This is a genomic window from Prochlorococcus sp. MIT 1306, from assembly GCF_047304515.1.
Classification (GTDB): domain Bacteria; phylum Cyanobacteriota; class Cyanobacteriia; order PCC-6307; family Cyanobiaceae; genus Prochlorococcus; species Prochlorococcus marinus_D.
In genome coordinates this window covers 2,475,215-2,487,637 of the sequence record NZ_CP138959.1, presented here as the reverse complement: position 1 = coordinate 2,487,637, position 12,423 = coordinate 2,475,215, and the positions used below count along the sequence as shown (strand labels likewise).

General features: G+C 53.5%; 12 protein-coding genes. 5 read left to right on the top strand and 7 right to left on the bottom strand.

Features of this window, described 5'->3' with window-relative positions; all coding sequences use genetic code 11:
- Nucleotides 1–36 precede the first annotated feature (36 nt).
- Nucleotides 37–534, top strand: a complete 498-nt coding sequence (gene smpB / locus SIB74_RS12315; RefSeq protein WP_011824876.1) for an SsrA-binding protein SmpB — start codon at nt 37–39, stop codon at nt 532–534.
- Nucleotides 535–678: 144 nt separating this feature from the next.
- Here smpB and SIB74_RS12310 read toward each other — a convergent pair whose 3' ends face one another.
- The gene (locus SIB74_RS12310) at nt 679–2,649 is read right to left on the bottom strand and encodes a protein kinase domain-containing protein (protein ID WP_231905983.1); all 1,971 of its coding nucleotides are present in this window, start codon (nt 2,647–2,649) and stop codon (nt 679–681) included.
- Nucleotides 2,650–4,092: 1,443 nt separating this feature from the next.
- On the opposite strand from SIB74_RS12310, the gene egtB reads away from it, so the two are divergent.
- The 4 genes from egtB to SIB74_RS12290 are packed head-to-tail and all read left to right on the top strand — an operon-like array spanning nt 4,093 to nt 6,959.
- A complete protein-coding gene (egtB, locus tag SIB74_RS12305; protein WP_063395116.1) occupies nt 4,093–5,274 on the top strand; it encodes an ergothioneine biosynthesis protein EgtB in 1,182 nt (393 codons plus the stop codon).
- Entirely contained in the window at nt 5,271–6,224 is a 954-nt protein-coding gene (gene egtD / locus SIB74_RS12300; protein WP_063395117.1) for an L-histidine N(alpha)-methyltransferase, read from the top strand. The genes egtB and egtD overlap by 4 nt, the downstream gene beginning before the upstream one ends.
- A gap of 25 nt (nt 6,225–6,249) precedes the next feature.
- Nucleotides 6,250–6,480, top strand: coding sequence for a hercynine metabolism small protein (locus SIB74_RS12295; protein WP_063395118.1), 231 nt, complete (start codon nt 6,250–6,252; stop codon nt 6,478–6,480).
- Nucleotides 6,477–6,959, top strand: a complete 483-nt coding sequence (locus SIB74_RS12290) for a hercynine metabolism protein (protein ID WP_063395119.1) — start codon at nt 6,477–6,479, stop codon at nt 6,957–6,959. The genes SIB74_RS12295 and SIB74_RS12290 overlap by 4 nt, the downstream gene beginning before the upstream one ends.
- 1 nt (nt 6,960) lies before the next feature.
- Here the strand turns inward: SIB74_RS12290 and SIB74_RS12285 are convergent, their stop codons facing one another.
- The 6 genes from SIB74_RS12285 to mreC form a co-directional block, all read right to left on the bottom strand.
- A complete protein-coding gene (locus SIB74_RS12285) occupies nt 6,961–7,224 on the bottom strand; it encodes a hypothetical protein (RefSeq protein WP_006042532.1) in 264 nt (87 codons plus the stop codon).
- A gap of 59 nt (nt 7,225–7,283) precedes the next feature.
- The gene (gene lysS, locus SIB74_RS12280; RefSeq protein ID WP_082818431.1) at nt 7,284–8,810 is read right to left on the bottom strand and encodes a lysine--tRNA ligase; all 1,527 of its coding nucleotides are present in this window, start codon (nt 8,808–8,810) and stop codon (nt 7,284–7,286) included.
- Nucleotides 8,811–8,856: 46 nt separating this feature from the next.
- Entirely contained in the window at nt 8,857–9,705 is an 849-nt protein-coding gene (rpaB, locus tag SIB74_RS12275) for a response regulator transcription factor RpaB (RefSeq protein WP_063395120.1), read from the bottom strand.
- A gap of 146 nt (nt 9,706–9,851) precedes the next feature.
- Nucleotides 9,852–11,156, bottom strand: a complete 1,305-nt coding sequence (locus SIB74_RS12270) for an ABC transporter substrate-binding protein (RefSeq protein WP_063395121.1) — start codon at nt 11,154–11,156, stop codon at nt 9,852–9,854.
- Nucleotides 11,157–11,169: 13 nt separating this feature from the next.
- Entirely contained in the window at nt 11,170–11,679 is a 510-nt protein-coding gene (locus tag SIB74_RS12265) for a hypothetical protein (RefSeq protein ID WP_063395122.1), read from the bottom strand.
- Nucleotides 11,679–12,422: a rod shape-determining protein MreC gene (mreC, locus tag SIB74_RS12260; protein WP_063395123.1), complete on the bottom strand. Its 744-nt coding sequence runs from the start codon at nt 12,420–12,422 to the stop codon at nt 11,679–11,681. The genes SIB74_RS12265 and mreC overlap by 1 nt, the downstream gene beginning before the upstream one ends.
- Between the last annotated feature and the right edge of the window lies 1 nt (nt 12,423).

The following is a 12,423-nucleotide window of genomic DNA, read 5'->3' as shown; positions in this document are numbered from 1 at the left end:
ATCCCTGGATAGGGTCGAAAGCATCGGTAAACGCAGATGGCCAAGGGAGGAAACAAAAAAGCGACTGCTGCAGCTCGAGCCGCGGCCAACCGTCTACTCGCGGACAACCGTCTGGCAAGGCATCAATACGAGATCCTCGACACCCTCGAAACTGGCATTGAGTTGGTGGGAACCGAAGTCAAGTCAATCCGGGCCGGCCAAGCCAATCTCCGCGATGGCTTCTGCCTGATTCGCAAGGGCGAACTACAGCTCCACAACGTTCATATCTCCCCTCATAGCCATGCAGGCAGCTACTTCAATCACGATCCACTACGAACACGCAAACTGCTCGCGCACCGCCGTGAGATCGATAAACTTCGCGGCCAACTCGACAGAAAAGGGCTCACACTGATTCCCCTCAACCTTCATCTGAAGGGTTCATGGATCAAACTCACAATTGGGCTGGGCAAAGGTCGCAAGCTGCACGACAAACGCCAAGAAGAGAAACGCAAACAAGCCGATCGAGAAGTGAAGTCCGCTCTGGCGCGCTACTGATCAGCCAAGGGGGTTAATGAGACTGAACACAGTTTTCTTTCGCCGAAGCACGAGGCGAGGCAATGTCGGCGTTCTAGAAGGGTGTTCTGACCGACCAAGGAAGCCATGAGCTGAATCCGGCAACGGATTCGGATTCAAAGCTGATCAAGGCATAGAAGCTTGCTGATCGGCACGACAAGAGAGGGTAAATAAAGCTGTTGCCAAACCCTCGTTGGTCACCAGCACTTGCACAGGCGAGCCTGCTTCTGGCTCAAGGGTCACCACGCGCAACGATCCGCGCTCGGCAATGACATCACCCTGCGAGCCATAGACGGTCATCTGCATCAACGGAGTGCCCTTGATTTCTAGTACCAGTCGATGCCCAGCAGGCACCTGAATAGACATCAAGCGCGCAGCCCCAGGAGAAACCCTTGAAGAAAACACAGTGGGAGTTGAAGGTCTGGCCTTGAGGGTTTCGATCTGCACATCAGCCAGGCTGCGCAGAGCTGCCGCATACCAAAACTGCAAATAGGGCTCTGGAGGCTTCTGATCATTGAACGAACCCAAAAGCAGTTTCTGTGCTCCTGCTGTAACCAACTGCTCAATCACACGGCCATGCACCCCCAATTCGCTCAGACGTTCACGCTGCTCCTGCCAGTCAGTGTTCTTCAACTCACCCAAACGCCTACGCAGCTGAGGTGATAGCTGTTCGATTCTGACCAACCATTCCTCAGCCAAGTCATTCCAGGCCTGGCGCAAGGGAACATCATCCAGAGCCTCGGAGGGGAAGCGACCACCTCTATGAGGGAAACGAGCTAGCACACTGGCATCCACCAACTGCAGAAACCAACTTTGTTTGACCTGCAAAGCCCGCAGCCGACTCAATAACTGCTGCCGATGATCCATCTCTACTGCTGATGGGCTCTCCACTGGGACATTGCCCGCGAGATCTCTATCCCTGACAGGATCCATCCCTAGCGGGGAACTACGACTGAGAAAGAACCAGCCAATAGCCGTGCCTACCAATGCAGACGCCAACAAGGCACCTACAACAGACCAAAGTCTGCCTTCAGCAGCCTGCTCCCGTTCTTCAGCCCGCCGCCGCCGCCGCGGCTGATTGGCAGAGCGATGTTCCGTCAAGAGTGATTGAGACGTACGCGAGGGGTGATCGGATAAAGGCACTGCTTGAGGCGCAAGTGCCAGAGTGCCATCTGCTATGGGCTTAGGAGCGATCCTTTCGGGCATGATCACAGCTTGAAGGGCACAGATCACATCCGATGCCTTTTCAAAACGCTGGTCAGGAGCCTCACTCAACATTCGCTCCAACACGTGGCGAAAAGACCCATCCACCTCAAAAGACTCTGGCCAGACCCAAGACCGAACATCACTATTCCAAAGTGCCTCGGGGCAACGACCAGTCAGCAAAGTCAGTGCTGTAACGCCCAAGCCATGCAAATCCATCCAAGCTTCAGCTGGTTCGGTGCCGCTCTGTGCAATTGAGGCATAAGCTGAAGTAACACCACCCCAAGGGGTAGTCCCTTGGGGCAGCAGTAAGCCAAAGTCCAACAAAACCGGCAAGCCGTCCTGATCACGCCTCAACAGGGCGCTGGGATTGATATCACCATGCACCAACCCCTTGGCATGCAACGCAATCAAAGGAGGTAGCAGCTGCAAAAGTAACTGCAACACTTCTCCAGCACCGAAGAGCAACTGACGCTCGGCCCGTTGCTGCTGAATCTTTCGGTAAGTAACACCCTCCTGCCAGTAACGCACCGCCCAGAGGCTGACCTCCGCCTCGAACAATTCACCACAACGCGGCAACTGGGGATGGGAAAGGGATTGAAGCTCAGGCCAAAACTTCTGAAAGTGCTGCCTTGTAGAGGCATCGCTGATTTGGTGGAGCACCACCGATTTGTCACCTTCGAGGATGTCGACCCCACGCCAAAGCACACCCTGGATCGGCTTCGACTTCTGGATGGTCGCATCCAACCGATAGCGCTGTGCCAGCACAGTGCCGGCAACCACGGCGCTGGGTTCGCTCACGTGACGCCGAAGCATTGATGGGCTGATCGTACTGATGGCCAACCCATTGCAACCGCTTCCGCAAAGCCAAACAGCAGAATCGACTCGTTTCAAGCAGAAAGATTGCCTTAAAAATAATCTTTATCGCTGAAGATTAAATCGACATAAACCTGCAGAAAAGGACCACGACTGTCAACAATAATATGGACCAAACTACATCTGAAGCCCCATGCATGAAAACAGCTGCGATTGACCCAAGAGCAGTAACCGGTCCCCAGCAAAAATTTATCAGCAACTTGGCTTCATAACTCACCTGACAACGCATTAGGAAACCATCGTCAACGAGTACCAAGCATGGGCCCGCCACCGCCAATATGAATGCAGCTGCAATCGCGACTAGAATGAGGGAAGTCAACTTCAAGGAATCAATCACGATAAGAGTCAAAGCAAATACAGCCGTGAGAGGCGCAAGAAGCGATGGCCTATGCCTACATGTCCTATCACTCATCCAACAAAATAGGGTGCTGCAAATACACTTGAAATTGCAAACTAGATGATTGCAAGAGCAACTAAGACAAAATCAGCACCTACTTCATAAGCCTATAAGTACTCGACACGGCAAGAACTCCAATCGTAAATCCTGGGAGTGAAGCAACTCAAAACTCTATTGCAACCTTGCTCTATCTAAGTAATGCCTTGACATTCGCCGAGATTGTGCCGCCTAAGAAAAGCCCTTGAAAATATCAAAAACAAGACAACCATCAAAAGCTAACCAAAGCCAAACATTGAAAAAGCAAGATTATTCCAAGCTCAAGAGCTAGAACAGCAATAATCGGACCAAATGCTATACCCGCAGCCGCACGGATATAGATGATTGCAATCGCAAAACCGCGCTTACCAGAACCACAAAAAATTCTGCTCTACTGAACTAACCTGAACAAACAACTGCACTAGAAACAAGCCAAAAAACGAGACCACCTTAGCCAAGAGAAATCATCACAAAAAGAGAAAATAGAACGCCCTGTCATTAAATAACTTATGGCAATTAAAGACTACTCATACGCACATCTAAGAGCAACAAGCTTGCATCCAGAATCAACACCCAACCAGGAGCCAAGTGTGCCCAATAGCGGATTATTCAGCACAAATTAATATTCAAGGACAGCAAATTGCAATACCACAGCTATACGAAAGATCGCCTCGTATCAAGCACTAAGAGCACAAATAGCAGCACGAAGCCTAGAGACTGAATTACAATGAACGCGGAAAACAATGGATTCGACTGCCCCCAAACTTTACATTTTCATTTTCATTTTCAAGTCGAAACAGAAACTTAAACCGCCCTGACTGATGACCAATTCAACCCAAGCAGAACACGTGAACCCAACATATTTTGCGACCAGATCGATCGATGCCACTCAGTAGATTGCCTGGATCGTTTGTCCAAGGGAACTTTCCCTATCAGGGCCCTTCGGTGACCAAGAGCTTTTCTATGACCAGATCCATTCGGCCGTGGTGCTTGGGCGCACAAGTGGGGATCAGTAAAACCGTTTCCTCATGCTGAAGCTGCTCTTGGCAGTGCGTCAGCGCAGTGAATCGCTGGTTGCACCCCTCGAACCGGAAGATCTCTGCCTTCAGGGCATGGCAGATGCAAGTCCGCCGAAATGGCACCTTGCTCACACCACCTGGTTCTTCGATACCTTTTTGCTTCAGCCCTATCTCAAAGGCTACGAAGGCTGTGATCCACGCTGGAATTATCAATTCAACTCCTATTACGAAGCGGCCGGGGCACGCCATCCAAGACCCTCACGGGGTGTCCTGACCCGGCCGACAATCAGGGAGATCTTGGCGTGGCGGCAACGGGTGGACGCTGCATTAACGCAACTCCTGACCTCTCCGGACGCTGACCAAAAAGACATCCAGCAACTGGCAGAACTGGGTCTACATCACGAACAGCAGCATCAGGAATTGCTGTTAATGGATCTCTTGGATGGCTTCAGCCGACAACCGTTAGAGCCTGCTTATAAAACTGGCGCCGATCATCATCTGGGACCTTTAGAGCCAGCCCAAGCCCGCTGGATCTCCTGCGATGGAGGTCTCTATGAAATCGGCCATGCTGGCGCGGGATTCCATTTTGACAACGAGGGGCCGTCGCATCGCATCTGGCTGGAGGCCTTTGCCCTGATGGATCACTTGGTGTGCAACGACGACTTCAGGTGCTTTATCGCAGATGGGGGGTATCAGCGCCCAGAACTTTGGATGAGTGAGGGCTGGGTCGTACAACAACAACTGGGATGGCAGGCTCCCCGGTACTGGCGCGGCGACGGGCCTGCAGATCAATGGCAGGAAGAATTCACCCTGGGAGGAAGACGGCGCTTGAATCCACAAGCACCGGTGCGCCATTTGAGCTGGTTCGAAGCCGATGCCTACGCAAGGTGGTCTGGTGCTCGATTGCCCAGCGAAGCGGAATGGGAAGTTGCCCTACAACAGCATCAACCTCTGATCCACGATGCTCACGGCAAGCTGTGGCAATGGACGGCAAGTCCTTATAGGCCCTATCCGGGATTCCTTCCCGCCCCAGGCGCTGTGGGTGAATACAACGGAAAATTCATGAGCTCCCAGTTTGTTCTTCGCGGCAGCAGCTGGCTCACACCGGAAGGCCATGGGCGCGACACCTACCGGAACTTCTTTGCACCAGCAAGCCGTTGGATGGCCGCAGGACTGCGCCTGGCCCGATGAGCATCGAGCTGATTGACCTACATCCCGCCCCTGCGGATCTGAAACAGCTGGTGCAGTCAGGCTTCAAATGCCAGCCGCGGCAACTGCCAGCTTGGGTGTTGTACGACGCGAAAGGATCACGCCTATTTGCCCAGATCTGCGAACAACCTGAATACGGCCTAACCCGCATAGAGATCAAGCTGCTGGAGGAGAATGCACCAGCCATTGCCAAAGCCATAGGAGATGGCGTCATCGTGGAATTCGGCATCGGCAATGCCCGCAAGGTTTCCCCCCTACTAAACGCAATCCGACCGTCAACCTTTGTGGCCCTGGACATCAGCCAAGCAGCTCTAAGGGATTCGCTAACCAGACTCGCCAACACCTATCCCATGGTGTCAATGCTAGGTATCTGCTGCGACCACAGCAGCATGCAAGCGCTACCGCCCCACCCCCAGCTCGAGGGTGTGCGCTGCATCGGCTTTTTCCCCGGCAGCTCCCTAGGCAACTTCACACCAAAAGAAGCAGTGGCAGTGCTTCGTCGGTTCCGAAAGCTGCTTGGAGGTGGTCCCCTGCTGCTCGGTCTCGACCAACCCCGTGATCCAACCCAGCTCGAGGCTGCCTACAATGATGCGGCAGGCATCTCAGCAGCTTTCGCGCGCAACCTGTTGCATCGTCTCAATCGTGAGCTGGAAGCAGATTTCAGACCGGACCACTTCTCTTATCGAGCCCGTTGGCAAGAGGAGTTTCATCGCATCGAAATGGCTCTAGTGAGCCACTGCAGTCAAACAATCGTGATTGACAACAGCACCTGGTCATTCAGCGCCGGAGAACCACTCATCACCGAATACAGCGTCAAATACAACCCACAAGAGGCAGCCAGACTGGCTGAAAAGGCGGGCTGGAGAATCAACCAAAGATGGCACGACTCTGCCGATTCACTCTCGCTGCATCTGCTGGAACCGTCAGACTGAGCTGAGCAGAAAGAAGAAGTGCTAAATGAGCCGAGAGCAGCAACGCCAGAACGTGCGACAAGAACGTGAAAGCCTGATCCTGGAGCTAGAAGCAATCTACCGAAGGGCTTTTGAACGACTGACAGTGCTTGACCTAGGGGAAGGAAGCTTGGCAAGACTCACCCAACTGTTACTGCACTCGCGTGAGGGCGCTATCAAACCCCTGCAAGAAGAGATCGAAGCCCCACTGATCACTCGTGCCCCAGATCAGTCATGAGCGCAACCTGGCTCGATGAACTGGAACGAGTCTTAGAGGAGAGGTTGACCGACTTCCTCCGAGAGAATCCATATCAGGAGTTACTCCTCCACCAACAACACCAAAAAGACCATTACCAAAACCTGAAAAGGCAGCGACAGCAACTTCAAAAAGAAGCAGAGGAACTTCGCCGGCAACTCCTCACCCTTGCCGGCACAGTTCGGGAGTGGAGGACTCGATCGAATCGAGCCAGAAAGGCAGGAGCCTCGTCCCTGGCCGATCGGGCCGATCAACACATAGCCGATTTAATGGAGCAGGGTCGGCAACTATGGTCCGATTTGGATCAACTGGGCAATCGCTTCAAAGACGTCGAGCAGAAATTTTGCGCACTTTCTGAACAGTCAGCAAGAAATAGCTCCACTCTTGAAGAGGACTGGAAACGATTCGCAGCCCAACAAGAACTGCAAGAGCTCATGCGAAAACGCGACAAGACTAATTAAGTCAGGCTTTTGGGGCCGGCGGCTCAAGACTCACGTTCTCCGGAGGAGGAGTTGGATCTGGATCAGCAATCAGCATGTGCTGAAGCACAATTTCTGGACGCTCGCTATCACGCCAGCGAATGCGATAGGCGGGCATCTTGGTGCCGCGACTGGTGGTCTGCTCAACGGGTTCCATCACCCACCCTCGCCTGGATCGACCCTGGGGATTGCGCTTGACCACCGCATCGGCGTGTTTGAAGCGGAAACCTACGCGCTCGCCACTCATAGAAATAGGACCATGCCATTGAGTTAATTATCCACTGCGGCGGTTCCCGACGTTGAAGATTAAGTTTTGAGCTCCGGTCGAAGCAGAGGGAAAGCAATCACATCACGTATTGAAGGGCTATCGGTGAACAACATCACTAAGCGATCGATGCCAATACCCAAGCCGCCGGTAGGGGGCATGCCCACCTCAAGAGCCTGAAGAAAATCCTCATCAACCCCATGAGCCTCCAGGTCCCCAGCCTGACGACGTGCTTGCTGAGCCTCAAGCCGCTGACGCTGATCAAGGGGATCGATTAACTCACTAAAAGCATTGGCTGTTTCCCGACCCACAATGAACAATTCAAAGCGCTCGACCAATCCTGGTTTGCTGCGATGTTGTCGGGCAAGAGGCGAGATCTCAATCGGATAATCGAGCACAAATGTTGGCTGGATCAGACTTACCTCCACTGCTTGTTCAAAGGCCTCATTAAGCAAGCGGCCAACACTATCGGCCTTAGACGGAACCTCTAGACCTGCCCGCGCCATAGCCGAAGCCGCTACCGCACGGTCAGCAAAACCAATGAAATCAAGCCCCGTCGCCTCTTGCACCAGTTCGTGCATGCTGGCTCTCCGCCAAGGGGGCGTTAGGTCGATTTCTATACCTTGATAAGTGATCCTCGTAGACCCACAGATCTGAGTACAAACTGAGGAAATCAGCTGCTCAGTAAGGACCATCATGTCGATGTAATCCGCATAGGCCTGATAGACCTCTACAGAAGTGAATTCAGGGTTATGGCGAGTACTCATCCCCTCGTTACGAAAGATGCGCCCAAGCTCATAGACCCGCTCAAAACCACCAACCACAAGCCTCTTGAGATGCAGCTCTGTGGCAATACGCAGATAAAGGGGAAGATCGAGTGTGTTGTGGTGAGTAATGAATGGCCTAGCTTCAGCGCCACCAGCCTCAGCCTGAAGCACCGGTGTTTCGATTTCCAAGAAGGCGCGATCATCGAGCCATCGACGGATTGCACTCACCATCAATGCCCGGCGGCGAAAAGTCTCACGCGACTGAGGCGACACGATCAGATCCAGATAGCGTTGCCGATAGCGCTTCTCCACATCAGCTAAACCGTGCCACTTATCCGGCAAGGGTTGCAATGATTTGCTCAAGATCTGCCACTGCTGAACCTTCACCGAAAGCTCACCACGGTCAGTGCGACGAAGCACGCCTGTGACCCCAATCCAGTCGCCCGCGTCAACAAGAGTGGTGAGCTGAACAAAAGTTCCTGAAGCCAGCTCATTTGATGCAGCCGCATCAATAGTGGCCTTCTCCAAATACAACTGAATCGTGCCGCTCTCATCCGCCAAGGTATAGAAAGCCAACTTGCCCATGACACGACGGGTCATCACCCGACCAGCCACAGACACAGTGAGAAGCCTCTCCTCCCCCTTGGCTAAATCAGCATGATCCGCCTGCAAGTTAGCGGTGCGATGGCTTGACTCAAAGCGCAGGGCATAAGGCCCATTCCCCAGCTCTTTGAGGGCTTGTGCCTTTTCCAGGCGAGTCTCACGCAGCTCAGACAAGGCACTCAGGACTGACCTCGCCATCTTGCCGGTCGATGGAGTCGTTGCTCTACTCACCCCATCGACTTAATCAACTTGCAACGGCAACCGAAGCAGGAGCAGGAGCAGGAGCAGAAGCAGAAGCAGGAATATCCCCAACGCGCTGGGAGGAGTAACCAATTCCACGAACCGTAAGGATTAGCTCTGGATTGCGCGGGTCTGGCTCAAGCTTGCCACGCAAACGAGCTACATAAACATCGACCACACGCAAGTCGGCCGCCCGGCGAGGGGGATAACCCCAGAGCTGCTCCAAGATTTCGGCCCTGGGTACCACCCGTCCAGGTTCACGGAACAACAGTTCCAAAAGACTGAATTCGGTGTAGGTGAGGCCAATACGCTCTCCTGCACGACTCACCTGGCGGCGATTGGTGTCAACCACCAAATCACCAACTCGCAGAACACCCTGCCCAACTGGCAGATCTCTGATTTCAGACGTAGCGGACCCTGGACCAACCCGACGCAGAATCGTGGCAATACGAGCCTCAAGTTCCTTGGGACTAAAGGGCTTAGGAATGTAATCATCTGCCCCAAGATCAAGTCCAGCCACACGTTCAGAAATCGCCTCTAATGCTGAGAGGAAAATAATCGGCACACAAGACTCAGCCCTAAGCCTTCTACAAACAGCAAAACCATCGAGCCTGGGCAGCATCACATCGAGCACAAGCAAGTCAGGCTGTTCTCGATGAAAAATCTCAAGAGCCTCTTCCCCGTCCTCGGCACAAATCACCCGATAGCCAGCCAGTTGAAGTCGCATGACCAAAATCCGGAGGACTGCTGGCTCATCGTCAACGACAAGGATGGTTGCCTTCGGATTCCCGGGAGCCTGCGTCTCAGACCCATCATTGCCTTGGAACTGAGATAAACCCCCCGGATGTGACATATGAGCGTTTCCTCATGAAGAAACACAACCTTAACCTTCCGCCTTAAGCAAAAATCGCTAACACCCTTGAGAAATCGCAGTTTTTCTATTTATTTAAGAATTAAAAGGTACTTATACTTAAGCATCAATTACTAATTGATAGCGCTTTAGGGCCATCTAGCTTCTGCGTAGCGGTTCCACTGACGAGCAGCCTCTTCCACAGCCTCATCGCTGCTGATTTGATCGAGCATCGCCAGCTGTAACTGGGTATAAATAATGCTCTGCAGACGCTTGATCCCAGGTAAAGCCGGAACCAAAACTTTCGCCCGCTTCAAAGTCTTGGCAGACAATGCTCTGGCAGAGCGGATCTGAGCAGCCTCACGCGACTCCGGACGCTCAGCCTTAAGAGCAATCTGAATCTGTCGCAAGGCGTTTCTAGACGATGGCAACACCTTGGCTTGCTGCGCAAAAGTTGCCTGATTAACCCCATTGGTTAGAAACAAGGCAAAATCAACGGCTTCCTGCTGGCGCCTGCTCTGACGAGGCACAACCAACGTCATCACAGCGACATTCGCATTGCCATCACCACCGACAAGCGGTGGATAGGAGTTAGTAACCCTGGCCACAGCCGGAGCGTTTGTCTGGATCGTGCGTAGGAATTCAGCACCGCTCGCCAACATGGCCAACTCACCGCTCTGATAAAGCTCTATCGCTCGCTTCTGACCCTGGCTTATCACCTCTCGAGGCAGGAGACCTTGCCGATAAAGATCGGTCCAGAAGGCAAAAGCACGTTGACCCTGTGGAGTAGCAAAACCAGCCCGCCTCCGAGAATCCAGCAAAGTGACTCCCATCTGAACCATCGACTCAAGCAGTTCAGTCGAATCGTCAGGGACCACAGTGACAAATAGGCCATAGCGACCTGTGCGCTCACGAATGCGGCGCGCATAGGAAGGTACATCCTGCCAACGTCGCGGTGGAGCATCAAGTTCGGCTTGTCGCAACAACTGCTGGTTAACCAAACTCAGCCGTACCGTGAGATACCAAGGAATGGCGATCTGTCGCCCCTCAGCATCCAGGCCAGACTCCCAAACCGATGGAAGGTAGCGGTCGGCTATATCGTCTGGAAGCAAAGGCGTCAGATCACTAATCCCCCCTTTGCTGGCAAGATTTGCAGCAAAGGGGGGATTGAGATTGACCACGTCTGGTGCGGTGCGCGCGAACACCGCAGCCAATAACTTGCGCTCCACTGATCCCCAGGGGAGATCTGTCCAACGCACCAACGCGCCGGGGTGATTCTGCTGCCAGTTTTTGATGACCCCCTCCATATAGGGGTTGAACTTCGGCGCCAGTTGCAACGTCCAGAGCTGCAAATCAGGTGAAGATGCCTGCTTCGGTCGACAACCCCAACCAATCAAGGCTGCACCAAGCACCACGAGGCCTGCAACAAAAAACTTTCTTTGTGACCGCAGCATTCTCATGACCTGTTCAAGCTCGAGCCAACCTCCGCCAAATCAACAGCATCCATGACACCAGCAGAGGAGCAACCAAACCAGTAATCAACGACTGTGCCAAAAAGGTATGCAACCCCCAGGACTGAAGCCAAGACACCGAGCTATCAAACTGAATCAAAAGCGTTTGCAGCCAAAGACTCAAGCCAACCAGAGCTGTACCTATCCATGCCAATAATCCGAGATTGAAACTGCCCTGAATCGGTGGAGCACGCCTACCTAGCCGCCCCCACCACCATCCAAGCGCCATCAACGCCGGCAGTTGACTCGCACCACCAAGGCTGATGCCATCCAACACCAAGCCAAGACAAAGTCCAGCAGTGAGTCCAGAGACAGGTCCATCAACAAGGGCCCAAGGCAACAACCACAACACCGCCCAGCTCGGACCCACCCCAGAAAGGCTCAACCAGTTCGGTGCAGCGAGGGTCAGCCAAGGCACGAAGAGGCTTGAAGCCAAGCAAATCGGTTGCTGATGAAGGCGCGCCATCAGCGAATCTGTACCTGCACCCAATCGATGGCTTCTGGTGCAGCGATTAACTGCACAGCTGCACGAGGAGCCGGAACTGCTCGGTCATCCACTTTCTGAATCACCCCTACAGGCAGGCTGGCGGGCAACAATGTGCTGGCAGGCGAGATGCTGACAAGATCACCTGGCACTGCATAGGGATTCTTATCGAGAAACTCCAACTGAGGCCTACTCGTACCCAAACCAACCAAGAGTCCATGACGCTTGGTTCGCGGTATCCAAACTCCAACCCGACTACCTGGCGCAGTGAGCAGTTGAACGCGTGCAGTGGCAGGGGTGACACTTTGAATTCTCCCCAGTAATCCTCCTGGCCCCATCACAGCATCACCCTGAGCAATGCCATGCAATCGCCCCTTGCCCAGTTCCAGTTGCTGCCACCACCCCTTCGGGGTACGGGAAATCACAGCCGCGGAAATGCGACCAGATCCTGAAGCCTGACCAAGAGCAAGCAACCCGCGAAGTCTTTGATTGTCCTGCTCAAGCAACCGAAGTTTGCTCTGTTGCTCGAGCTGAATACCAGACTGGATCCACTCTCGCTGGGCTGATCCAGGCCAAAACGGCCTACTCAGGAAGGCATAAGCATCGGCAAAACCGGCGCCTTTACTCCAACGCACCAAACCAAGCGCTGCCACTAACAACAGCCAAGGCAAAACTCCACGCCAACGCCACCAACGGAAAGATGCCTGCCAAGGGGAAACCCCCATC